This is a genomic window from Ktedonospora formicarum, from assembly GCF_016587355.1.
GTDB classification, from domain to species: Bacteria; Chloroflexota; Ktedonobacteria; order Ktedonobacterales; family Ktedonobacteraceae; genus Ktedonobacter; species Ktedonobacter formicarum.
In genome coordinates, this window is record NZ_BNJF01000001.1 from 1,353,279 (window position 1) to 1,378,402 (window position 25,124).

The 25,124-nt window shown below is 51.9% G+C and carries 22 protein-coding genes; 12 read left to right on the top strand and 10 right to left on the bottom strand.

What is annotated here, in order from left to right; genetic code table 11:
* The first annotated feature begins 170 nt into the window (after positions 1-170).
* From K3T82_RS05840 to K3T82_RS05860, 5 genes are all read left to right on the top strand, one after another.
* Positions 171-1,220, top strand: a complete 1,050-nt coding sequence (locus K3T82_RS05840; protein WP_220192544.1) for a phospholipase D-like domain-containing protein — start codon at positions 171-173, stop codon at positions 1,218-1,220.
* A gap of 221 nt (positions 1,221-1,441) precedes the next feature.
* On the top strand, positions 1,442-1,729 hold the full coding sequence (locus K3T82_RS05845) for a putative quinol monooxygenase (RefSeq protein WP_220192545.1): 288 nt from the start codon (positions 1,442-1,444) through the stop codon (positions 1,727-1,729).
* Positions 1,730-1,789: 60 nt separating this feature from the next.
* Complete coding sequence (gene ligA, locus K3T82_RS05850; RefSeq protein WP_220192546.1) at positions 1,790-3,880, top strand: NAD-dependent DNA ligase LigA; 2,091 nt, start codon at positions 1,790-1,792, stop codon at positions 3,878-3,880.
* Positions 3,881-3,896: 16 nt separating this feature from the next.
* Positions 3,897-4,871, top strand: a complete 975-nt coding sequence (locus tag K3T82_RS05855) for a phosphotransferase family protein (protein WP_220192547.1) — start codon at positions 3,897-3,899, stop codon at positions 4,869-4,871.
* 2 nt (positions 4,872-4,873) lie between these two features.
* Positions 4,874-5,437 carry a GNAT family N-acetyltransferase gene (locus K3T82_RS05860; protein ID WP_220192548.1) on the top strand — a complete coding sequence of 188 codons (564 nt, stop codon included), beginning with the start codon at positions 4,874-4,876 and terminating at the stop codon, positions 5,435-5,437.
* A gap of 127 nt (positions 5,438-5,564) precedes the next feature.
* On the opposite strand, the gene K3T82_RS05865 is transcribed toward K3T82_RS05860, so the two are convergent.
* Positions 5,565-6,857, bottom strand: a complete 1,293-nt coding sequence (locus tag K3T82_RS05865) for a serine hydroxymethyltransferase (RefSeq protein ID WP_220192549.1) — start codon at positions 6,855-6,857, stop codon at positions 5,565-5,567.
* A gap of 325 nt (positions 6,858-7,182) precedes the next feature.
* Here K3T82_RS05865 and fusA point away from each other — a divergent pair, with 325 nt between their 5' ends.
* Entirely contained in the window at positions 7,183-9,231 is a 2,049-nt protein-coding gene (gene fusA / locus K3T82_RS05870) for an elongation factor G (protein WP_220192550.1), read from the top strand.
* A gap of 108 nt (positions 9,232-9,339) precedes the next feature.
* Here the strand turns inward: fusA and K3T82_RS05875 are convergent, their stop codons facing one another.
* The 3 genes from K3T82_RS05875 to K3T82_RS05885 all read right to left on the bottom strand — a co-directional run bounded on the left by K3T82_RS05875 (position 9,340) and on the right by K3T82_RS05885 (position 12,119).
* Entirely contained in the window at positions 9,340-10,557 is a 1,218-nt protein-coding gene (locus K3T82_RS05875) for an MFS transporter (RefSeq protein WP_220192551.1), read from the bottom strand.
* 414 nt (positions 10,558-10,971) lie between these two features.
* Positions 10,972-11,340 (bottom strand): hypothetical protein, encoded by a 369-nt coding sequence (locus tag K3T82_RS05880; RefSeq protein WP_220192552.1) that lies wholly within the window; start codon positions 11,338-11,340, stop codon positions 10,972-10,974.
* 125 nt (positions 11,341-11,465) lie between these two features.
* On the bottom strand, positions 11,466-12,119 hold the full coding sequence (locus K3T82_RS05885; RefSeq protein ID WP_220192553.1) for an LON peptidase substrate-binding domain-containing protein: 654 nt from the start codon (positions 12,117-12,119) through the stop codon (positions 11,466-11,468).
* 387 nt (positions 12,120-12,506) lie between these two features.
* On the opposite strand from K3T82_RS05885, the gene K3T82_RS05890 reads away from it, so the two are divergent.
* Complete coding sequence (locus tag K3T82_RS05890; protein WP_220192554.1) at positions 12,507-13,859, top strand: MFS transporter; 1,353 nt, start codon at positions 12,507-12,509, stop codon at positions 13,857-13,859.
* A 74-nt stretch (positions 13,860-13,933) separates the two neighbouring features.
* On the opposite strand, the gene K3T82_RS05895 is transcribed toward K3T82_RS05890, so the two are convergent.
* Positions 13,934-14,407: a GatB/YqeY domain-containing protein gene (locus K3T82_RS05895; protein WP_220192555.1), complete on the bottom strand. Its 474-nt coding sequence runs from the start codon at positions 14,405-14,407 to the stop codon at positions 13,934-13,936.
* A 220-nt stretch (positions 14,408-14,627) separates the two neighbouring features.
* Between K3T82_RS05895 and K3T82_RS05900 the strand changes: the two genes are divergently transcribed.
* From K3T82_RS05900 to K3T82_RS05915, 4 genes are all read left to right on the top strand, one after another.
* Complete coding sequence (locus K3T82_RS05900; protein WP_220192556.1) at positions 14,628-16,148, top strand: thioredoxin-like domain-containing protein; 1,521 nt, start codon at positions 14,628-14,630, stop codon at positions 16,146-16,148.
* A gap of 15 nt (positions 16,149-16,163) precedes the next feature.
* Positions 16,164-16,631, top strand: a complete 468-nt coding sequence (locus K3T82_RS05905) for an NUDIX domain-containing protein (protein WP_220192557.1) — start codon at positions 16,164-16,166, stop codon at positions 16,629-16,631.
* A 140-nt stretch (positions 16,632-16,771) separates the two neighbouring features.
* The gene (gene pruA, locus K3T82_RS05910) at positions 16,772-18,349 is read left to right on the top strand and encodes an L-glutamate gamma-semialdehyde dehydrogenase (RefSeq protein ID WP_220192558.1); all 1,578 of its coding nucleotides are present in this window, start codon (positions 16,772-16,774) and stop codon (positions 18,347-18,349) included.
* A 108-nt stretch (positions 18,350-18,457) separates the two neighbouring features.
* Positions 18,458-19,390 (top strand): MBL fold metallo-hydrolase, encoded by a 933-nt coding sequence (locus tag K3T82_RS05915; protein ID WP_236031250.1) that lies wholly within the window; start codon positions 18,458-18,460, stop codon positions 19,388-19,390.
* 45 nt (positions 19,391-19,435) lie between these two features.
* On the opposite strand, the gene K3T82_RS05920 is transcribed toward K3T82_RS05915, so the two are convergent.
* From K3T82_RS05920 to K3T82_RS05935, 4 genes are all read right to left on the bottom strand, one after another.
* The gene (locus tag K3T82_RS05920; RefSeq protein WP_220192560.1) at positions 19,436-20,152 is read right to left on the bottom strand and encodes a hypothetical protein; all 717 of its coding nucleotides are present in this window, start codon (positions 20,150-20,152) and stop codon (positions 19,436-19,438) included.
* A 176-nt stretch (positions 20,153-20,328) separates the two neighbouring features.
* On the bottom strand, positions 20,329-20,925 hold the full coding sequence (locus tag K3T82_RS49585) for an acyltransferase (protein ID WP_220192561.1): 597 nt from the start codon (positions 20,923-20,925) through the stop codon (positions 20,329-20,331).
* A gap of 93 nt (positions 20,926-21,018) precedes the next feature.
* Positions 21,019-22,026 carry a Gfo/Idh/MocA family protein gene (locus K3T82_RS05930; RefSeq protein ID WP_220192562.1) on the bottom strand — a complete coding sequence of 336 codons (1,008 nt, stop codon included), beginning with the start codon at positions 22,024-22,026 and terminating at the stop codon, positions 21,019-21,021.
* 69 nt (positions 22,027-22,095) lie between these two features.
* Positions 22,096-23,223, bottom strand: a complete 1,128-nt coding sequence (locus K3T82_RS05935; protein WP_220192563.1) for a DegT/DnrJ/EryC1/StrS family aminotransferase — start codon at positions 23,221-23,223, stop codon at positions 22,096-22,098.
* Positions 23,224-23,695: 472 nt separating this feature from the next.
* On the opposite strand from K3T82_RS05935, the gene K3T82_RS05940 reads away from it, so the two are divergent.
* The gene (locus K3T82_RS05940) at positions 23,696-24,373 is read left to right on the top strand and encodes a sugar transferase (RefSeq protein WP_220192564.1); all 678 of its coding nucleotides are present in this window, start codon (positions 23,696-23,698) and stop codon (positions 24,371-24,373) included.
* 196 nt (positions 24,374-24,569) lie between these two features.
* Here K3T82_RS05940 and K3T82_RS05945 read toward each other — a convergent pair whose 3' ends face one another.
* On the bottom strand, positions 24,570-24,995 hold the full coding sequence (locus K3T82_RS05945; RefSeq protein ID WP_220192565.1) for a GspE/PulE/PilB domain-containing protein: 426 nt from the start codon (positions 24,993-24,995) through the stop codon (positions 24,570-24,572).
* Positions 24,996-25,124: the final 129 nt, after the last annotated feature.

Here is a 25,124-nt window from a genome sequence, read left to right on the forward strand (position 1 = left end):
TGCTGGGGGACAAATGCCTAGAACCGGCACGCATCGCTCATGCTTCATCATCCGTATTAATGATGTGCCAACTTTCGTGTGAGCACATTGATTTCATCAACGCAATCGCTTAATGTATAGAAGCATATTATGAGTGGCGCAGGTTGAGAAGCTAGATGAGGAGAGTTCACATGCAGCCCCTACTAACGAGAGCAAGGAAGTCTACCTTCACGCTGATGATGCTGATCATCTGCGTGCTAATAACAGCCTGTAATAGTAGCACTATTGATTTCAACACTGATAATAGTAACGGCATTTCAGGCACCGGCGCGCAGGGCCTTCAAGTCTTTGTCGAACCAGACGCCGGCTATCAGGTCATCACTGACGCGATTTCAAAGGCGGAGAAATCAGTCTGGGTTGAAGTCTATCTCCTGACGGAGAAGCACGTAATTAGTGCGCTGGAAGAGGCAGCGCACGATGGCAAGGATGTACGCGTGATGCTGGAGGGCCACCCCTATGGAGGCGGTAGCGTCTCACCCCAACAGACAATTGATACGCTGAACGCTGCTGGTGTCAAAGCAGAAACCACAAACCCCAAATTCGCGCTCACGCACGAGAAGGGGATGATTATTGATGAGAAGACAGCGTATATCCTGACAGCCAACCTGACAGCCTCAGCACTGGGTGGCAGTTCCAGCACAAAAAACCGCGAGTATGGCATCATCGATACGAACGACAAAGACGTCCAGACCATTATTGATATCTTCAATGCCGACTGGGACCGCAAGAACCTTGATTTCGATAACAATACCCTGGTCGTCAGCCCACTCAATTCGCGCGACGCCTTCCTCTCACTTATCAAGAGCGCAAAGAAAACCTTACTGGTAGAGGCTGAGGAGATGCAGGATGATCAGGTTGAGCAGGCCCTGATTAGCGCTGTTAAGGATGGCGTAGATGTCCAGGTCATTCTCCCTAAACCCCAATCCAGTGACGACAACAATGGAGATGGCATCAACACAATTAGCGACGGAGGAGTCAAAGTCAAGCTATCGAGCAAGCTCTATATGCATGCCAAAATCTTCGTCGTTGACGGAAAAAAAGCTTTTGTTGGTTCAGAAAACATCTCAACGGCGTCCCTGGAACGCAACCGCGAATTAGGCATCTTGATCGCCGATAATGAGGTGCTCAATACGCTTCAAAAGACATTCGAGCAAGATTGGAGTGCCTCTAAGAGCGCTTGAGTAGCCCTTCTCTGCCCTCAAGAAGGGGTGAATCACACCTACTGATAATACTAGTTCGTGTGACTCACCTCTTCTTCCTGCGAAGAACATATTCAACGGTGCATAACTATTTCCTGCACTACCAGACAATGGTGTTTCGTGATAGGATAGGTCGGGACCCTCTATACCAGTTGCGGGGCAGCGCTTCCGCTTATTTTCTCATTAAGAAGGAGAATATCAACATGGTTACAGAAGTCGCTATCTTTACGGCCATTCCAGGAAAAGAAGAGGAACTTGCACAGGGTATCATTCGCGGCATCGATGCCATTCGCAGACACCCCGAATGCATTTCCGCGCACGCAACGCGCTGTATAGAGCAGTCAGGGCGCTTTATGATCTATAACACCTGGACCTCATTTGAAGCACATACCGTCGATTTCCGGAATGGTCCCCTTTTCGCCGAATGGCGTAGCCACATCAATGGACTCTTCGCAGACGCCCCCGAAGTCTTCCACTATGAGGCGTTTTAAAAAGAATAGATAAGCAGACCCTATACAACGAATCTAAAATTACGGGAGGTGCAGCAAAGTATGCAGGATCAGCAGGAGAACATCCAAGCGAGCGAACAGAGCGCTTCGCTCCTGGAACATGCTGGGCAGACGGAAGAGGAGAAGCTTGCAACCCGCGTAGCCGAACTACGCCGTCAGATAGAAGAGGCAAACTACCAGTATCATACCCTCGATAACCCTACTCTGACCGATGCCGAATATGACCAGTTGATGATCGAATTACAGCGTATCGAAGCTGAGCATCCCGAGCTTCAGACGCCCGAATCGCCAACACAACGCGTTGGAGCTACGGCATTACAGGATGTGCAACAACATCGACACCCGGTCCCCATGCTCAGCCTGGCGAATGCACGGAGCGAGAAGGAGCTTTACGACTGGTACAGACGCGCACAAAATATTTTACCGAACGCGACATTTACCTATGTCTGCGAGTTGAAGATCGATGGGCTGGCTATGGCCCTAACTTATGATCAGGGCAAACTGGTAACTGGAGCCTCGCGCGGCGATGGCATGGTAGGAGAGGATTGGACCGCCAATATACGTACAATTCGCGCCATTCCCCAGCGCCTCAACGAGAACGCCCCCATTCCCGAACGGGTCGAGGTACGTGGCGAAATCTATATGTCAACTCAAAGCTTCGAGAAGCTTAATGAGCAGATGAGCGATACCAAGCTCTTTGCCAATCCACGTAATGCCGCCGCTGGCTCACTACGCCAGAAGGATTCGCGCGTAACCGGTTCGCGCAACCTGGATTTCTTTGGCTATCAGGTTGGCTATGTAAATGGCATGCGCATCAATAGCCATTGGGAATCACTTCAACTCATCAAGGAATGGGGCTTTCCCCTCAATCCTCATGTACAAATGGCGCACTCCCTCGAAGAAGTCATGGCCTTCTGCAACAAATGGGAACATGAGCGCTTTAACCTCCCCTATGAGATCGATGGCGTGGTCATCAAGATTAATGACCTGGCCCATCAGGAAGAGTTGGGCGTTGTAGCACGCGATCCCCGCTGGGCTATCGCCTTTAAGTATCCACCTATCCAGGTCGCGACACGCTTGCTAGATATCCAGGTCAATATCGGACGCACTGGTTCCGTCAATCCCTGGGCCTCGCTAGAACCAATCAATATTCGTGGCGTGACCGTCTCGCGCGCAGCTCTACATAACGAAGAGGATATCCAGCGCAAAGACCTGCGCATTGGCGACTGGGTGCTGGTTCAGCGCGCGGGCGAGGTTATTCCCCAGGTCGTGAAGCCCGTCATGGAGAAGCGCACAGGTACAGAGGAGGTCTATCACCTACCAGAGCAATGTCCACGCTGCGGCACACCAATTGTGCGCATTCCAGATCAGGCGATGGCCTATTGCCCCAATACACAATGCCCAGCCCGCAACTTTGAGGGCATCATTCACTTCGTCTCTAAAGGCGCGATGGACATTGATTCCATTGGTGAGAAGACCTGCGGACAACTCATGGACGCTGGCTATATTCAAAGCGTCTCAGACTTCTATCGCATGACGCATGACGATTTGCTTGAGCTAGAAGGAATCAAGGAGAAGAGTGCCAACAATATGCTGACAGCTATTGAGGCCAGTAAGCAGCGCTCGCTCTCACGCCTTCTCTTTGGCCTGAACATCCGCTATGTGGGCGAAAAGACGGCGCAGATCCTCGCCAACGAGTTTGGGAATATCGATGCCCTGCTCACTGCTACTGAAGCTCAAATCAACGCGGTTGCGGGTATTGGCCCTAAGATCGGGCACAGCGTCGCCCAATGGTTCCAACAGGACGAGAACCGCGCCCTCATCGAGCGCCTACGAGGTTTCGGCCTGAACATGATTGAGGAGCGCCAACACAGTGACGGTCCGCTCTCAGGGCAAACCTTCCTGCTTACAGGTCGCCTTGAGAATATGACTCGCTCGGCGGCGGAAACAGCTATCAAGGCTCTCGGCGGCACGATAGCCACAGGCGTCAGTAAATCTCTAAGCCATTTGATCGCGGGCGAGGACGCAGGCTCCAAGCTAGAAAAAGCTCAGAAAGCCAAGGTTCCAGTTCATGACGAGCAATGGTTGATAGATCTGCTCGCCGCTCACCAGAAGTCAGAGCAAACCATTTAAGAGAACAGGAGCGCCCATGCTAGAACAAGATTGGGGACGCTACCATGACTTTGTAGAGCTAGACCGAGAAACGCTGGACACCTTGATATGTCCAGCGTTTCCAGGGCACCGAGTGCTTACCGCCGAACTGCTCTCGGAGGGACATTGCAACACAAACTACAAACTCATGCTTTCGGACCTGAAGACGCCATTTGTATTGCGTATCTATCGTCGCGACCAGACCAGCAGTCAAAAGGATTGGGATATTTATCAGCTTGTGCATGAGCGAGTGCCGATGCCCCGCATACTCTATCATGACACCTCCTGCAAGTTGCTCGCCTATCCCTATGCCATCATAGCCTGGGCCGACGGCATACTCTTGCGTGATGCTATTGCGCAAGGAAGTGAAGAAGAGCATAAAAACTATGGCTATGCAGTTGGGGCGACCCTGGCCGCCATCGGAAGCCATACATTCCCACATGCGGGCTTCTTCGGGCCTGGACTTAATATCACCGAGCCATTCGAGGGTGTTGGAACCTATTTCGAGGTATTACGACAGCTCATCGAGACTGGCCCCACGCGCGAACGCTTAGGGACGGAACTGAGCACCAGCCTCTGGAGCTTTATCGAGGAGCAACAGAAAAGTCTTGAGCCCCTCTCTACACCTCCCGTGCTGGTTCATTCAGACTTCAAGGGCATCAATATTCTGGTGCATAGAGGGGAGGTAAGCGCGATCCTAGACTGGGAATTCGCCTTCGCAGACACTCCCCTCTTCGATATCGCCAACATGCTGCGCTATGAGCACCGTATGCCCCCTTCCTTTGTGAGCTACTTTCTGAAGGGGTATCAGGAGCACGGCGGGAACCTACCGCCTGACTGGCATCGCCGCGCCAAACTGCTCGACCTGATGAGCCTCTGTGAGTTTCTGCATCGACCTACCTCCAATCAGGCAGTCATACAAGAAGTGACAGAACTCATCCAACTGACCCTCACAAAGTACAAGCAGAGGTAGCTATGCCGAAGATTCGTATCACTGACCTACTGCCCAATCAGAGAGATACAATTGAGCAGGTGGCGCATATCCTTGTGGCAGGCTTCAAGGAATCGTCGCCCACAGCCTGGCCTGATCTAACAAGCGCGCGAGAAGAAATACACACAACCTTTAGCGGAGACAATGTAAGCCTGGTCGCGCTCAACGAGGATGGTGAGGTGCTGGGTTGGATCGCTGGTCAAAGCCAGTACCAAGGACGCGTCTGGGAGTTGCATCCCCTGGTGGTCAATCCGCAATACCAGGGGCAGGGCATCGGACGCGCCCTAGTAGCAGACTTTGAAGATAAAGTTCGCGAGCGAGGAGCAATCACAATCATGCTAGGCACCGATGACGAGGACGGTCGCACTAGCCTTTCGGGTAAGGACCTGCTCCCCGACCTCTGGCAGCATATCGCCCAGATTCAGAACCTCCGCCATCATCCTTATGAGTTCTATCAAAAGCTTGGCTATACGATTGTGGGCGTCATTCCCGATGCAAATGGTCCCGGCAAGCCAGATATCTTGATGGCAAAAGCTCTTCGCTCATAAGGGAAGCAGACAATAAGGATCAAGAGGGGTAATCATTGGCGATTATCCCCCTTGATCCTTAAGAGTACATAAACACTGCGAAATCCTCGAAAATCGAGAGCACTAGCACAGTAAAAAAACGTCTCCGCTAGGCATAGTGCATCTCAAGGTAGCGAGCGCGCAACTGATTAACCTGATCCTTCACATTCTTGCCATGAATAGCGTCATGCATCAATTGGGCCAGTTCGCCCATCGCCTGCTCATCCATGCCATAGCGTGTCATCTCGGAGACACCAAGACGCAGACCAGAGGGATTGCGTGGATCTTCATCGCCGGGCAACATGTTGTAGTTGAGAATGATATCATTGTCTTCCAGGCGCTTCGCGACCTCAACACCTCCCCCGAACTGGGCGACATTGACCGCGATAATATGGCTCTTAGTATAGCCGAAATCACGCGCCTCAACCGGGGTGCCAAGCGCATCCAGGCTCCGACCAAGCGCCTGAGCATTACGCACAATCTGCGCGGCATAGTCATGACCAAACTGCTTCATCTCGCGGGTCGCCACCAGGAGCGCGGGAAGCGTGTTCAAATGGTGATTGCTGGAAGAGCCAGGGAAGACACCCCGATCGGCGGCAGGCCAGAACTTTTTCTCGCCCTCTTCATCCAGATTACCCAGGATCACGCCACGCTGAGGGCCAGGGAAGGTCTTATGTGTGCTTCCCGTCAGCCAGGTCGCGCCCTCACGTAACGGGTCCTGGAACTGTCCACCCGCGATCAAACCAAGCACATGCGCGCCATCATAGAGCAAGGGGATACCCTTTGTGCGACAGAAGGCCGCCACTTCTCTTACCGGTTCAGGAAAGAGGAAGAGGCTCTTACCCATGATGACTAGCTGCGGCGACAGGCGATCAATCAATTCAATTGACTTCTGCGCATCAACATGATAACGATCCTCGGTCAGAGGAAGATAGTGTAGATTCACCGACTTCTCGCCACCCAGTTTGAGTGCCTGACCCCTATTCTGGATGCGACGACCAATCACTCCTACAGGTCCATGACTAATATGTCCGCCTGCATCGGTAGAATTCGCCACTACAGTGTCACCACCACGTAGATATCCCAGCGCAATCGCGGTATTCGCCGCGTTGCCGCTTATAGGGCGCACATCGGCCTGACGGGCCTTGAACAACTCCAGAATCTCGTTACGCGCCAGAGTCTCAATCTCATCAATATAACGTGTTCCCTGGTAATAGCGGTTAACTTTGCCCGGCTCATTCGGATGGCCTTCGGCGTAGCGACCCATGAAATCAGAGTTCTGGACACGGCGCACGGCCTCACTTTGAGCGTTCTCGCTGGCGATCAGGTTGATCGTCTGGTGCTGACGCCACTGCTCCTGGCGCGCCAATATCTCCTCTATATCATGTATATCTATGTTCATCAGTTTCTCTCCCTACTAAGCATGCATAGGCTGCAAAAATACCTCTTTCAGTATAGCAGGGGGCGACCTGCTTCACAAGAACCAGCAATATATATTCACGCGCTACTTGAAGTAGCGAGAAACCCTGAAACAACCTACAATTTATTGAATAAAATATATTGCCCTGTTATACTAGACATATTCAACAGGAATAGCGTATAGCACAGCTTTTACCGTGCTATCATCGGCTATGCTGTGGAACAGCAGTCGCAGGGGAGGTCTCTACGTCAGACTCCCAGACAGTCCGGCACGTGACGATCTCTCGCTAGCACGTCAGGAGGGTTCTATGAAGGTTTACGGGGCGGAACACATTCGCAATGTAGCGTTGATCTCCCACGTGGGAGCAGGGAAGACGTCCCTGATTGATGCCGCACTATTTGACACCGGAGCCGTTACGCGGCAAGGTAAGGTGGATGAAGGAACCTCTATCGCGGATCATGATCCTGATGAACTCAAGCGCCAGATGTCTTTACATACCAAGGTTATTCCCGTCGAGTGGAAAGATCATAAGATTAATTTCATCGACACCCCAGGCTATGCCGACTTCGTAGGAGAAGTAAAGGCAGGCCTACGCGTAGCAGATGCGGCCCTGCTCGTGGTAACAGCCGAGAAAGGTGTCGAGGTTGGCACCGAATTGGTCTGGCATTATGCCAACGAGCGTAACCTGCCACGTATCGCCCTGGTCAATAAACTTGACCGCGAAAACACCTCCTTCGATAGCGCGCTCGAGTCATTACGCGCCCAATTCGGCACTAAAGTCGTTCCACTTCAAATTCCCATAGGCGAGCAGGCAAGCTTCAAAGGAGTCGTTGACCTTCTCCATCAAAAGGGCTATACGTTCGAGGGCGGCAGCGTACAAGAGATCGCAATTCCCGATGAACTGAAAGAAACGATTGCCAGTTACCGTGAGCAATTGATCGAGTCCGCTGTTGAAAGTGACGATGAGCTCATGGAAAAGTTTCTGGAAGGAGATGAGCTGAACGACGAAGAAGTGCTTAAACTCGTCAAAGTTGGCACAGCCTCGGGACAACTTGTCCCAGTCCTCTGCGCATCAGCAGCGAAGAACGTCGGCCTCCAAACACTTATGAACGCGATTGTCGATTACCTGCCCAGCGCCGCCGACACTTTACCAGAGGATGCTCAAGCCTTTGGCGACCATACCTCGGCCCTCATCTTTAAAACGACGGGCCAGCAAGCGGGCACACTCTCGACATTTCGCGTCTACACCGGATCAATCAAAGCTGATAGCCACCTCTATAACGTCCAAACCAAAACAGATGAGCGCCTTGGTGGTCTATCCATACCACGCGGCAAAATGCCAGAAAACGCGGGAGTCATTGGCGCGGGTGACTTCGGCGCGGTCTCGAAGCTTACTAACTCCCATAGCGGTGATACCCTGACCGATAAAAAGGACGCCTCCTCACCGCTAGAGCCGATAAACTTCCCAGCCCCTTGCTTCACGTTGACCGTTGTTCCTCACACTCAGTCAGATCTGGATAAGATGGGAAATGCCCTGGCGCGCATCGTACAGGAGGATCGCGCCATTCATGTCTCGCGTGACCCCGAAACAGCGGAAACACTCCTTTCCGGCATGGGAGAAGCACATCTGCAAATTGTGGTCGAGAGCATCAAGCGCAAATATGGCGTCGACCTGGAGACACGTGATCCACATATCCATTATCGTGAGACAATCCGCAAAAAGGCCAAGGCCAATGGGCGCCACAAGCGTCAGAGCGGCGGACACGGACAATTTGGCGACGTCTGGCTAGAGATTGAGCCACTACCACGCGAGAGCGAAGAAACCTTCATTTTTGAGGACCGCGTCGTGGGTGGCGTCGTACCCAACCAGTTTATCCCCGGAGTCGAGAAAGGCGTGCGCGAATCTCTCAAGCGCGGCTTTGTCTCTGGCAACCCCATGCTCTATGTCAGAGTCTCGCTATACGACGGAAAATATCACCCCGTCGACTCCTCAGCCCAATCCTTTGAGGTCGCGGCCTCCCTTGCCATGCAAGAGGCAGTTCCCTTGGCGAGCCCTGTCATTCTGGAGCCAGTCATGAATGTGACGATCACAGTCCCCGACGCGAATATGGGCGATGTGATGAGCGATATCAATACAAAACGCGGTCGTGTCCTGGGAATGGAGCCTGCTGAGGAAGAGGGAATGGAACGCATTACCGCCATGATCCCTCAGGCTGAGATCCTACACTATGCAACCGATCTGCGCTCCATTACACAGGGACGTGGCTCCTTCATAATGGAATTTGGGCAGTACGAAGAGGTTCCTACGCATGTCCAACAAGAGTTAGCCGAGCACCACAAAAAAGCGGTTGGCTAAGGGACATTATCAGACCACAAGCAGACAGTAAAAGGAGGGGTCACACTTTTAGAATGTGACCCCTCCTTTTACTGCTCAATGGATCAGAACTATATGCGGTATTCCGCTCTAACGAGCTAATGCACGGCGCATATTGATGACATAGGCTATACCCGCCACCGTTATCAGCAGCAAACTTACAGCGCATACGCCACTCCAACCCGCGATACTCCAGCCATACGTCCCCAAGAATGAACCAAGCGAGCCACCAATAAAATACGACACCATATAAATGGTATTGAGGCGGCTACGTGCCTCCGGATTAAGGCTATAGATACGCGTCTGGTTCGAGACCTGATTTGATTGCGCACCGAGATCGAGCAGAATCACGCCAATGATCAAGCCCCAGATAAACTGTCCTGTCAGCCAGAAGATTCCAAACGAGAGCAGCAAGACTAGCAAGGCGATGCCAACAGTCTTGCGCGCCTCCATCTTATCAGCGAGTCGACCTACAAAGGAGGCAGCCACCGCACCTACAACACCCACCAACCCAAAGAGACCCGCAACTTCGCTACCATAATGATAGGGAGGTGTCTGCAAGAGAAACGAAAGCGTGGCCCAGAAGGCACTAAAGGATGCAAAACCCATGGCACCAAAGACACACGTCTCGCGTAGACCAGGCTCACTGCGCAGCAAACTCCAAAGCGAGCGCAACAATTGAGGATAGCTCATATCAGAGCGAGGGCGATCAGGTGGCAATAAGAAGCGCAGAACCAGTGCCAACAGGACCATCAACCCGGCAGCTATCCAATACATGGCACGCCAACCCAGATTCGCGCAAACCACGCCACTCACGGTTCGCGCGAGGAGAATACCTATTAATAGGCCACTCATAACCGTACCTACGACGCGCCCACGCTCATGCTCATACGCCATGCTCGCCGCCAGTGGTACTAATAGTTGCGGCACAACAGTGGTCACACCTATAGCAAAGCTTGAAACAGCAAGCAAGGGAAGAGTTGGAGCAGTAGCCATTGCAATCAGGGCCACAGTGACAGCACAGAGCATGGTAACAATCAAAGTGCGACGATTATACCGATCACCCAATGGGACAATGAGAAGCAGTCCCAGGGCATACCCTAACTGAGAGAGCGTGGCAAGTATCCCTACCTGATCAAAAGAGACAGTAAACTCGTGCCCAATATCCGCAAGCACAGGTTGCACATAATAGAGGTTCGCAACAGAGAGGCCACAAGCTACCGCCATAATCCATACCAGGCGTCTATCCATTTGCGCCTTATTGGCACCCACATCGCCTTTCGCTCTTTTTACAGCATTAGTCGACATACAGTTTTTTCACATCCTTCATTACAGGCATATAAATATAGAGATTCACCATAGATGGAGAGCGTCCTGCACACAACGACACTGACAAATGGTAATCGATTACTTCCCAAATTCGCATATCTGAGCACATCCGTGCTAATCATAGCAGTGACAGCGACACCGCAACTCTCTAAAGGTAGATTAATGACAGCAATAGTCCTGGCTCATCCTTGATCTTGGAGGTTTCTCGAAGAAAAAACGTGCGAGGAGCATATGTACCACTGTGTAGAGAAGCTTTTGGGATGCGACTCTACACAGGAAAACAGTATTGAGAAGGGTAATTATTCCAGATGAACTATGAGCACCTTGCCAGCTAACAAACTATCGATGCAGTTGCCAGCCTATCTGAGGCAGAGGGTTCCATCTTAAAGGACACTATACGTCCCGCTTTGTAGTCTTCTCTCGACCTTTGTGAGGCGGCTTACGACCACTGTTCCCTTGAGACTGCTTCCCACGTGAGGAACGAACAGCGCGATCAGGCTTTGTCTTCTTCTGACTTTCTTTCCCCAAAAGGGCTTCTACGACATTCTCATGCCCATTACTAAGCAGCCATTCACGCGCTTCAGCATGCAGATCGCTCAGTTTATCACTACCAGCAATCATGAGCCACATAGCATAGAGAGGATCCGCAGGTGCGTCCTCGTACCATTGACCACTCTCGATCAAAAACGCTCGTACTCGTTGCACATCACGAGTGCGCAACAAATTATCTAACTGTTGCCGAAATTGAGGCATTTCTTTCATCGATCCACTTGCTCGCTTCCCAAAGGTTTCTTTTAGGTCTTCTACGAGAACCAATCCGCTGCCGTGCCCATGCATGGGGTCGCAGCTAGCGCACACACGCTCAGGTTTTCGCATAAGGATTGAGCTCAGTTTAGCATACTTTTGCCTTCAGGCAAATTCTTTGAGAGAATCTGCCTCATAAAAGGGATTTCTCGCCTCAAGATATCGATCTCATCGTGTAAACGCTCCTGGGTCGAAGTCATCTCTAAGAGGCACTGTTTAATATCGTTCTGAATCTCTAGAAAGTAGGCGATAAAGTACGATAAGTCTTCTGGATCTTCGGGCAAATCGGCATAACTGCTATCTTCGTTCACCGCCTCCAGCAACATCTCCAGGTAATTACGAAACAAACCACAGGCTCGCGCCATCGGTAGTTTTAATGCTTGAATGGGCTCTGGCTGATCGCCAAAAGGCTCAACAAGACCCGACAAATACGGCTTCTGGCGATGCTGGCTCCTGATACGAAAGCGACGTGTTCCCACGGCCATCAATGTATAGCGCCCATCATCCAAACGCTCAACATTGTGTAGTTGCGCCATTGTCCCAATACTATAAGGAACTTCATGCTGGTACACACTCCCAGGTTTCGCCAGAACAATACCAAAGGGCTTCTGAGTATGCTGGCAATCCGTAACCATTTGCCGGTAACGAGGTTCAAAGACATGCAATGGCAACACCGTTCCGGGAAAAAGCACCACATCCAACGGAAACAGAGGTAGCTCTATCGTAATTGATGCCATGGACCTATGCTCCTCCTACCAATCTCAAGGCACATTATCTCTATCTAATTAGATGCTTCCCAACACCTAATAGGAGCACGCATTAACACATCCGCACAAAACTATCTAACCTCCAGACATTATAAACCATCCTTACCACCCCTTCTAAAGCTTGACAAGCATACAACGATTCATTATGCTAATATTGTTGAGAGGCATCTGTTATTTACTGTAAATCCCTCTCAACGACAGGCACCATTGCTAACTAATATCTGCTTCCATCTCCCCAAAGAAGGGGACGCGACTGATTTACGCCATCTGAAGCCAATCGGCTACAGATAGAATGTACCCGCTAATTGCAGTTGTCGTATTTGTTGCTCATAGACACAGTGAGCATAAGGAGGCACTATGGCTAATGTCGCCGCAGGAGAAGTTTCGGTTCGTCGCATGCTGCCCGTTATTAGCGCAAGCACTATAGGAACCGCCATCGAATGGTATGACTTCTTCCTGTACAACTTCTTTGCCGCAACTATTTTTGCCCCTCTCTTCTTCCCAAATCTGGACCCCATTACCGGTATTCTCGCATCTTTTACGACCTATTACATCGGCTTTATCGCACGCCCAATTGGAGGCGCATTCTTCGGCTGGTTTGGTGACCGGGTTGGACGTAAATCGACACTGATTACGACCCTTTTCCTGATGGGCGCAGCCACTGTGCTTATTGGACTCGTCCCAACCTATGCAAGTATCGGCATCTTTGCTCCACTCTTCATGGCAATCCTGCGCTTCCTACAAGGGGCAGGTGTTGGAGGCGAGTGGGGCGGCTCAGTCCTGCTCTCACTAGAATACGGCGACAATCGTCGTCGCGGCTTCTGGGCAAGCTGGCCCCAAACTGGTGTACCAGTCGGGCTGGCGCTGGCAGCACTGGCGCTTCTGGCCTGTAAGGCTATCTTCCCTGGCGATGCATTCTTACAGATCGGCTGGCGCATTCCCTTCTTCCTGAGCGCACTTCTGATCCTGGTTGGCTTCTTCATCCGCACGCGCATCCTGGAAACGCCAGAGTTTACACGCCTCAAACAAGAACAGCGTATTGCCAAGGCCCCGCTAGGAGAGGTTTTTCGTCACCACTGGAAAGAGATCGTGCTCTCTGCGCTCCTACGCTCAGGCGAGCAAGCACCTTTCTACCTCTTCACTACGTTTGTGCTCTCGTATGGCGTGACAACACTCAAACTCTCGGTCAACACACTCTATACAGGTATCATCATCGCGGCCTTCCTCTCGTTCTTTACCATGCCCGCCGCCAGTTACCTGTCAGACATAGTTGGGCGCAAGCGCTGGTTCATCATCGCCTCACTGGCAATGGCAGTCTACGCCTTCCCCTTCTTCCTACTGATGCAAAGTAAGGTTGATATTCTTGTCATCCTGGCCCTGGTGATTGCGATTAGCATTTGTCACGCGAGTCTCTATGGACCAGAGGCAGCTTTCATCTCAGAGCACTTTGGCGCGCGCCTGCGCTATAGCGGAGCCTCACTTGGCTATCAACTGGCATCACTGACGGCAGGCGGCCCCGCCCCCATCATCGCGACGCTCCTGCTCGCTACCTATCATTCCTCTGTCCCGCTCTCGCTCTACATCTTGCTCATGGCAATCATTTCGGCTCTAGCTGCATGGGGCCTGCGCGAGTATGCCAACCGCGAGGCGCAAGGCGATATCGATGTGGTCGAGACAACCGTGCCAGCGCCGGCTACGGATGCCTCCTAACCTCCTAACGATGCTCTCAGACACACAAGCCCCTCTGCCTTTAGAGGCAGAGGGGCTTGTTCTCGCCACATGCTTTACTGCGTCAGCTCTTTGACAATGGCCTGGACTCGCGAGCCCTCAGCCTTCCCCTTCAGTTCTCTCGCGGCCTGCGGCATGACCTTACGGAATTCTTTGCCCTGCTCATCAATCAGGCGGCTCACAACAGCGCGTATGTCCTCGTCACTCATCTGTGAAGACTTCAGGTATGCCTGGAGAATATCCAGTTCAGCCTGCTCTTTCTGGGCAAGTTCCAGACGACCACCTTGCTTATAGAGAGGAATAGCCTGATTGCGTTTCTTGACTTCTTGCTCTAGAACACGTACACAATCGGCTTCGGTCAGCGCCTCTCCAAACTGGGGATGTTTGCGATCCGTACGCGCGACCTCAAGGTTATGGATCGCGCCCAGGGCCATACGAAGTGTATCAATCTTGACCTGATCACGGGCGCGTTGCGCCTCTTGAATATCTTTACGCAATTGCTGCTCTATGGGGAATTCCTGCCGAGCCATTTCAACGTATCTCCTTGTATAGACAGTGTAGTGCCACTAGTATACTACTTCTGTCTGCATAAATCACCTCTGACGCCCGACAAGCAGAACATAGATTAAGAGGCTACATTCAAGCTACCTTCTCAGGAGAGCTGGACCATCCATGTGCTACAATTGACGCACAGAAATCACATCATATTTCAGCAATGCTGGTACGATCCAATAACAAAGGGAAACAATTATGACACAACGCTTTCGCGGAGAGGTTCGCGCGCCTGAGTTACCACAAGATCTAGCCTGGATTAATAGCGACCATCCACTCAGCCTCAAAGAACTCCGAGGTCGCATCGTAATCCTGCATTTCTGGACCTTCTGTTGTATTAATTGTAAGCACGCTCTAGTGCAACTGCGCGAACTAGAGGTAGCTTTCCCCGAAACGCTCAGCGTCATTAGCGTCCATTCGCCTAAGTTCCCCGGCGAGCACTTTACCAGTAGTGTTCGCAACGCAGTGCTCCGCTATGGTATCGAGCATCCTGTGGTCAATGATCACTCTATGCACCTCTGGCAACAATATGCTGTGCACGCCTGGCCCACCTTGATCTTTATCGACCCCGAAGGCAGAGTCATTGGCAAACATGAAGGCGAGATCTCACCCTCGATGGCAAAGGACCTGATCACACAAATGAGCGAGGAGTTCGAAGCCAGAGGATTACTTCAACATAGCCTACTACGCTTTACAACAGAGTCCACTCCAGCATCGCTCCTGGCCTTTCCTGGCAAGCTCGCCATCGACGAACAGGCCGACCGTATCATCATTAGCGATTCAGGACATCATCGCCTACTCGAAACAGATCTTCTGGGTAATGTACGCAACGTCATCGGCTCAGGAGTAGCTGGTCGAGATGATGGCCTCTTCAATCAGGCAAGCTTCCATTCACCCCAGGGCGTTGCTCTAGCTGGCGATACTCTCTATGTCGCCGATACCGATAATCACCTCCTACGTCGTGTAGACCTGCGTATACGACGGGTCGAAACTATCGCGGGAACTGGCGAGCAATACGGCTTTAAGCCCATGCCAGTCCAGGGACCCGCCCGCACCATCGCGCTCAGTTCCCCCTGGGATCTTGTCTATCATGACAACAAACTTTATATCGCGATGGCAGGTATGCATCGCATTTTTATCCTTTATCTCTCGCGTGATGAGATTGAACCTTTCGCGGGCGCGGGTCCCGAAGCTCTGCGCGATGGTTCATATGAGGACGCCCTCTTCGCTCAACCCAGTGGGCTGACACTCGATACAAGCAGTCTAACGCTCTATAGCGCGGATAGCGAGGCCAGCGCCATACGCGCTATCGAGCTAACAGGCAAGCAACAGGTCCATACTCTCGTTGGCACCGGCCTCTTTGACTTCGGAGACGTTGATGGCATAGGAGAGCACGCTCAACTACAACATGTTCAGGGTATCCATACACACGACGGCTTGATCTACATTGCCGACACCTATAATCACCGCATCAAGATGCTTAATCCCCACACGCGCGAGGTAGTTAGTATCGCGGGAACTGGCACAGCAGGCTTTCAGGATGGTCCCGCTTCCGAGGCGCAATTCAACGAGCCTTCAGGTCTGGCAATTGCCAACCATCCAGCAGACCCGCTTCAGAAGATACTCTACATAGCCGATACCAATAATCATGCCATCCGCATGCTTGATCTGACTACACGAAATATAACGACACTCGCCATACGGCATAATGCCGTTTAGAGAGGAAGGACCCCTATGGCCTCATATCGCTTTGGGGAGCGCGTTAGTCGGGATGGCAAACTGATGCTCTCGACCTCAGTGGTGATCTTTGACGAGTCACACACACATGTTCTGCTCACACGACGCAGTGATAACGGACGCTGGTGCCTGCCAGGTGGACATATGGAGGCAGGAGAGAGCGTCATCGAAGCCTGCGCACGCGAAACCAGGGAGGAGACAGGACTACGTATCCATGTCGCTCGCTTGATTGGTGTCTACTCTAATCCGCATATGCTCCTTTCCTACGCAGACGGCAACCAGTTTCACATGGTAAACCTCTGCTTTGAAGGGATAGTTACCGAGGGAATGCCCTCTCTGAGCGACGAAACAACTGAGATTGGCTACTTTACGCCACAAGAAATAGAACATATGGATATCGTCGAGCCCCATCGCGAGCGCATCACCGATGCCATGGCGTCCAACCAGACGCCCATGATCCGCTAGGTCCGCACTTAACCAGTGCTACAAGCAGCTACATATGGGTTTCGGTGCCATTCCCCTACCACCATCTCCTTTTTATGAGATAGAATAAGAAAGCAATCAATCACAGGGTACAAAGATGTACTGCATAAGGAGTTACTTTCATGTTACAAACAAAAATCGATGTTCAGGCACGTGCCAAAGTGCCTTTTACAAATGAAGCCTTCGTTGATTTTAGCCAGGAAGAGAACAGACGCGCTCAAGAGGAAGCCATCGCTCAGGTCAGGAGCGAGTTGGGGCGCACCTATCCCCTCATCATCGGTGGCAAGCATATTACCACCGAGAAGACCTTTGCCTCGCTCAACCCATCACATCCAGATCAGGTCATCGGCCACTTCGCCAGCGCAACCGTCGAGCAGGCCAATGAAGCTGTCAAGGTTGCCGCCGAGACCTTTGAAACCTGGAAACGCGTTCCAGCCGAAGAGCGCGCCGGATATCTTTTCGCCGCAGCAGACCTGATGCGCCAGCGCCGTTTCTATTTCAACGCCTGGATGATCTTTGAGGTCGGCAAGAACTGGGCCGAGGCCGATGGCGACACTGCCGAAGCTATTGACTTCCTTGAGTACTACGCGCGCGAGATCATGCGCCTCGCAGGCGATCAGCCAATTCCTCCCGTAGCCGGCGAAGACAACAAGTTTGTCTATATTCCGCTAGGTGTGGGCGCGGTCATCCCACCCTGGAACTTCCCCACCGCTATCACAGTTGGTATGACGAGCGCCTCGTTCGTCTCCGGTAACACGGTTGTTCTCAAACCAGCCAGTACGTCGGCAGGTATCGCCTACCAGTTCGTACGTCTGCTAGAGGAGGTAGGCCTGCCTGCTGGTGTGGTCAACTACCTCAGCGGCTCCGGCTCAACCATTGGTGATGCGCTGGTTGACAACACAAACGTACGCTTCATCTCGTTCACAGGTTCACGCGAAGTAGGTCTACGCATCTACGAGCGCGCCTCAAAGGCTCCAAAGGGGCAGCGCTGGCTGAAGCGCACAGTCCTGGAGATGGGCGGTAAGGATGGCATCGTGGTCGACGAGACCGCTGATCTGGATGCTGCTGCTGCCGCTATCGCAGTCTCAGCTTTCGGCTTCCAGGGGCAGAAGTGCTCCGCTGGCTCACGTGCTATCGTAGTAGAGCAGGTCTATGATGAGGTGCTCAGCAAGGTTGTAGAGAAGACCAAGGCTATCACCATGGGCGATGTCACTCAGCAATCGACCTACCTGGGACCAGTTGTGGATGAGAATGCCATGAAGAAGATCCTCGAATACATCGAGATCGGTAAGAGCGAGGGACACCTTGTAACTGGTGGCGGTCACCAGGGACCGGGCTACTTCATTGAGCCTACCATCTTCGCGGACGTCGCGCCAGATGCTCGCATCGCACAGGAAGAAATCTTTGGTCCCGTGCTGGCCTTCATCAAAGCCAAAGACTTCGATGAAGCCCTCGATATTGCGAACAATACAGAGTATGGCCTTACAGGGGCCCTCTTCTCACGTGATGAGAAGCGCCTTGAGCGCGCATATGCCGACTTCCATGTCGGGAATCTGTACCTTAACCGCAAATGCACAGGCGCGCTAGTTGGCGGTCAGCCTTTCGGCGGCTTTAATATGTCCGGTACCGACTCAAAGGCTGGCGGTCCAGACTACCTGTTGCTCTTCACCCAGGGTAAGTCCATCTCAAAGAAAAGATAGGAAGATACTGTTCAGGGAAAATGCCAAAGGTACCTCAGAGCCAGTTACACGTGACTGACTCTGAGGGGTCCCATAGTAGGGAAGCAAGGAGCGATACTTTTGACAGAGGTGACGCAACTACGACCCGGAATCTGGCAGATTTCGTTGCCATTCCAGGGTGAACACGATATCATTGGCGCCTACCTGCTAGCTGACGGCGGCGAGATAGCCCTTATCGATCCAGGCCCAGGCAGCACCAGCGAGGCTCTCCTAGATGGCATACGCCAGGCTGGCTTCGATCCGGCAAGGGTCACTCATTTGCTCGCGACCCATATCCACCTGGATCACACTGGCGGAATCGGCACACTTCTACACACTATGCCGGAAGCGCGCGTACTCGTCCATAGCAAAGGCGCATCCCACCTGATAAACCCCGACAAACTTATTACCAGTTCAGCTCGCATTTATGGCGAACGCATGCAGGAACTCTGGGGATCTATCGATCCGGTGCCAGAGCACAATGTTCAGATCATTAACGATGGGGATGTGCTCACTATCGCGCAACGTCGCCTGGAAGTACACTATACTCCAGGTCACGCCAGCCATCACATAATCTTCTTCGATGTGCATAGCGGTGACCTGTTCGCTGGTGATGTAGCGGGTGTACGCTTGCAGGGAGTTGATTATGTACGACCTCCCACGCCCCCACCTGACCTGGATATTGAGGCATGGTCGGCAAGCATCGATACACTCAAGCGGCTCCGTCCCGATGTGCTCTATCTGGCTCATTTTGGCCCAACTTCTACACCAATACCCCATCTCGAACACTTGCGTGAGAAGCTTTACAGCTGGGGCGACTTCGTCTTACATGCCATGCGCGATGGTCTCTCTGAGGGCGCAATCATTGATCGCCTCATAGAGCATGTCCAACCCGAGCTTAAACGGGTATCAAGCGAGGAGCGCACGCTCAAACGCTATGAAATCGCCACTAACTACGCCATGACAGTGCAAGGCTATATGCGATACTGGCGCAAGCGCCATCCCGAACGTCTGCAACCCTGACTTCAGGCTCAATAACATTTCCCCGGCGATAGTAGCATCAAGCACCTATCGCCGGGACTCCTCTCGTCTCTGAGGACGCAACACAACCGCCGCTAATTCTTCAGTCCATGCGCCCCTACGAGCAGACCAGCCAGCAGGCTCAGGTTTCTTTCCCATAATGCGTAGAGCGATATTCTGGGAGACACGCGCAACTTGTGCTACCATCCCCCCAATCCGAGGCAATACTTGCGTGATTGGGAACTGCTCTTTATCCATTTCGTCGGGTAGGTCAACGAGTAGATCAGTCTTCACAATCTTCCAGAGGCCCGAAGTCTCTAATTCCGATTCAGGCAAGAACTCACTCTCCAAGGGACGTAATGGCAGATGCGAGGTGAGGCTCTTCGTCAACCCCCCAATGACCTCCGGTGGAACATTATAGGTCTCACCATGAACCTCTAATAATCCAAGCCAGCGTGTAAATAGCTCAGCCTGCTGCCAGGTTACATCTTCATAGGGTGCAAACACGTCAGGATCAAAGCGCAAATTGGCCTTGCGCCAGCCTAGCAAGTCATTCAAAAGCGCATCCCCATCACATCTATCGCCCATCACATGCATCAGACACGCATTCTGGAAATAGAAATGCACTAAGCCGTGGCGATCACAACTGCGAATAGAGAGCCGACCAGTACTCCTTCGATCACGGATACCAATCAACAACGTGATGGCCTCCACAATATAATCCCGTGTGGAGGAAACCCTGAGAGGCGTAAATAATGAGGACATATGGTTCATCAATCCCTTTCCAACCCCAACAGATTTCTTCGAGAACATCGTGATTATACGACATCTGTATCCATATTTTCAAGCTTTTGCAAATTATTACAGACAAAAATACCAATACTGATACAGAGCATCTTCTATACCATATATCCATTCATGCATTTATGTAGATATACCATTCAAGGCATGCTCAACGACCACGTGACCTGACCACATACCTCACAGGTACCAGTAAGTTTATCGCCCTCAACGCGCGCTGAGAGCAAGCGCCGCGCGCAACGACAGACATAACCGCGCGCACTGGCGGGATTGCCAAACACCAGCGTATAGGGCGCAACATCTCTTGTTATCACCGAACCAGCACCAATCAACGCAAACTCGCCAATGGTTACCCCACAGACAATAATTGACCCGGCTCCAATCGAAGCCCCATTCCTGACCAATGTCGGCGTTATCTCCCAATCCTCGCTTCCCTTCAACGCGCCTTCAGGTGTGATCGCGCGCGGATACATGTCATTCGTAAAGCAGACATGTGGCCCTATAAAGACACCATCCTCAACAACAACACCTTCAAAAAGCGAAACATGATTCTGAATCTTAACCCGCGAACCAATACGTACCCCGGTCTCGACATAGACCCCTTTGCCCAAATTACAGTTCTCCCCTATTGAGGACTGCGCACGCACATGCGCATATCTCCAGATGCGCGTCCCCGCGCCTACACTGACACCTGACTCCACTTCCGCCAGAGGATGGACATAAAATTGTTCACTCATATGCTCTATCTCTCCTGATCACCATGAAATACATCAGGCCCTATCCTGTCCAGAACACACGGACAAGGTAGGGCCTCACAAGCCAAATGTTCGTTATGCAGGAACCGCTGTCACTATTCCGGCACGCGCTGACATATCCAGAGCTTGCTGTGCTGAAGCCAGCACACGCACCACGGAGAGACCCACCTCCCCACTCGCGCGTGGCGGCTCACCAGTCCGAATAGCGTTCGCAAAGTCCTCGCACTCCAGGCGCAACGGCTCCATCCAATCAATATGCGGAATCGTAATGGCTCCGTGCCGGTATGAAACAACCGGGTCAACATTAACATCTGCGCCTTTGTTATAGATCTTCACCATCTCCGCTGGATTAGTATCATCATAGACAACCATCCTGGCGTCTCCAATGACCGTCACGCGCCGAATCTTGCAAGGGTGAAGCCAGCTCACATGAATGTGCGCAGTCATACCATCGCTGAAACCAAGGTCTAGATGCGCCACATCATGAATATGTGGCAACAGGTGCGCATTCGCCTGGACCCGAACCTGGGTAGGCGTCTGCCCAAAGAGGTAAAGGAGGATTGAGACATCATGTGGGGCCAAATCCCAGATAACATTGATATCACGTCGAAATAGTCCCAGATTGACACGTTCCGCCTCCACACAATAGATCTTCCCCAGCTCTCCACTCTGCACAAGTTTCCTCATCTCGTTGACAGCAGGACTATACTCAAAGGTATGCCCAACCATCAGAACGCGCCCAACTTGACGTGCCAGAGAAACCAGTTCCTCAGCCTCCTCAACATTCGCTGTAAGTGGCTTCTCTACCAGAACATGCTTACCTCGCAACAACGCCTGCTTCGCGAGCTGATAGTGAGTACGTACAGGCGTCGCGATAACTACACCATCCACATCCGACGCCAGTAATTCATTAATCTCTGTTGTGGTCCGCATCCCTGGCTGCTGAGATGCCACCATCGCCACACGGTGCTTGTCGAGATCAGCGACCATTGACACTGAGGCATGCGACACGCTCTCCAAATTGCGCGCGATCTTTGGTCCCCAGTACCCCCAACCGATGATACCAAAACGTAAATCCGCCATAGCTTGCTTATTCCTTTTAAATTCCCAATTGCTCCTACAATACGCAAAATTACTCAGTATAATGAGCCATCATGCTTGATGCGCGCCTGCCAACAGGGCTTTCTGTACCGTCATCACTACCAGTTCGAGTTGTTCGGCAGTCAACTCCGGATACATGGGAAGCGAAACGATACGTTCCGATGCGGCTTCAGTGACAGGCAACATTCCACGTGTGTAGCCATACTTAGCGCACGCGGGTTGGAGATGCAGCGGCACAGGATAATGCACATTCGTCCCAATGCCCTCATGCTCCAGGCTCATACGAAACTCATCACGCCCCTCAACTTGAACGACATAATAGCAGTACACATGGGTTGCCCACGGTCTGAATTGAGGCACCTGCGCCACAATATCACCAAGGCGCTCAGTGTAGAAACGTGCATGCTGCTGGCGAGCCTGATTCCACTGCTCCAGGTAGGGCATCTTCAACAGCAAGACTGCCGCCTGCAGCTCGTCCAGGCGATAATTACCGCCAATCACCTCATGTTGATAACGCACGCGAGAACCATGATCGCGCACCATACGCAGGCGCTCCGCAAGCTCTTCATTGTTAGTTGTGCAGATCCCCGCCTCTCCAAAAGCTCCCAGATTCTTACTATAATAGAGGCTAAAGCAGCCCACATCGCCAAAGCTCCCAACCCTACGCCCGTTATAGGTAGCGCCATGCGCCTGCGAAGCATCCTCAATGACACGCAAATCATGTGCGCGCGCGAACTCCATAATAGGTCCCATCTCAGCGGCATGCCCATACAAGTGCACTGGCAGTATGGCCTTTGTGTGCTCCGAGAGAACCCCTTCCAATTGTCGCCAATCCATGAGGTAGGTGATTGGATCAACATCTACGAAAACCGGGCGCGCCCCTACCATTGCGATAGCCTCAACCGTCGCGATAAAGGTATTAGAAACGGTTATTACCTCGTCACCGGGACCAATGTCACAGGCGCGCAAGGCTAGAACCAGCGCATCGGTTCCCGAGGACACCCCCACACCATAGAGACACTCACAATAGCTCGCAAACTGCTGTTCAAAAGCTCGTGTTCTGGGTCCTAGAAACAGTTGCATCTCATCAAGGACTTCGCCGAACGCCTCCATGATCTCAGGCTTAAGGCTCCGATACTGAGCTTGTAAATCAACCAGGGGAACTCTTAATGCTGCCACGTCCTCTTCGCTCCTTATCTTTCTCTAAATCCCTATTTGAAAGTCAGTGCTCGCCGCAAAAACGACGTTCGTTTCGTAGAAAATCCTAAGGCGGACTCCTCATCTCGCCACTGGTGCTACGGCCTCGCTAGTCTGGATAGTACCATCCAGCAGTGAACACTCGATACTTGTTGAGGTTTAGGTTAGGTGCAACTTCTCGGCGCGAGTGGAGAACCTGTAGTTGAGTCTAAAACGAGAAAAGCTAACGAGTTTTCAGTGAGACAGTGAAGAGCCAATCACTATGCAACATATTGACACATAGCACTATTACTATTTTTCCACCACATACACACTCTGATACCGTTTTTGCATATGCATACGTACCAGTTCTCTACCGTCATGGCTTACCATTACTCACACGGTGCCAAATAGTAGAGGTTGCGGTGGCTTAAGAACGAGCAACTTCTTATTACACCTTCGGGGAGGAATAGCTATGGCTGTTCAAGCACAAGCAGCACAGATTCAGCTCACCATCGACGCAAGCTATCTGCGCATCAAACGGTTGCTGGATATCGCCTTCACACTCTTGATCGCACCTGGTGTTCTGTTCGTGTGCCTACTTGTTGCTATCTGCATCAAACTCGACTCACCAGGCCCAATTTTCTTCCGCCAGAAACGCATTGGACAAAACGGGGTCGCCTTCGACATGCTCAAGTTTCGCTCGATGTATGTCAATAGCAATCAGCAACTACACGCGGAGAAGATCAAGCAATACATGCAGGGGCAAAAGCTCAGTGAAGAGGGAGGGGAGGGGATGGCTTACAAAATTCATAATGACCCACGAATTACACGTGTGGGGCGCTTTATTCGTAAAACGAGTTTAGATGAATTACCCCAATTTTGGAATGTCTTGCGCGGTGATATGACACTAGTAGGTCCACGTCCGCCCGTTCCATACGAAGTTGAGATCTATGGCGAACGCGAGTGGTTACGTCTTACTGGCAAACCTGGTCTCACTGGAACCTGGCAGGTCTATGGGCGCTCGCGCGTGACTTTTCAAGAGATGATAGAGATGGATATCAGTTATCTTCGAGCTCAATCACTCTGGCAAGATCTCAAGCTCATTTTCCTGACCATTCCAGTCATGATCCTGGCACGTGGAGGTGGTTGAGCAACTATGAAACCCAACAGTTTCCCCATGAGCCACAGCGATGCTCAAAAGGCTCGAACCCATCATATGTAGGCATAGCACTTAAGCCTGTACAAAACTCACAGCTCGATCAATCTGCCATCCGTCGTTAAGAAGAGAGAGAAGAGCCGCAGGATGATGATATGCGGCTCTTCTCTCTCTTCGCTCATGGGCAATGCTATTTCTTGTCAAGAGTCACAAAGAACAGCGTCAGTAACGCTCGTGCATGTAACTGCTGGTAGACAGAAATCGGCCAGCGCCCCTTCGACCCAGAGACCATCGCCCGTTCCATATGCTCCAACGCTCGGCTTAACTGCCGTTCATTGACACGCACAAAGAAAATAGTATGCCCAGTCAACCGCTTGAGCGTAGGCGCGAGCAACACTTGTTCCACATCATGGATAGCGACTGTTAACTTTCCATTTTCGCCTCCGATGACAGCACACCGCTGCCTGAGCATAAAAGGAAGGGGAAGCAGAGAACGATACTCTTCAGGAATACGCCTCAAGACGCGCAAATAAGGTAGCGGTGGACGTTCATTCTTCCCCAATCGGCTTCGCCTTCTCGCCATAGACTGGCCCTGATCCATCTGTAAATAAAGCATTCTCACTACTCTAGCATCTGCATATCTCTTCAGAGCTCTTCTCAACGCGCAAATGCATCACAGGAGTCGAGAGACCTGAAGCATTCTATGTCTGTGTATACTATCGTGAAAGGGTTGGTGCTTGCTTAC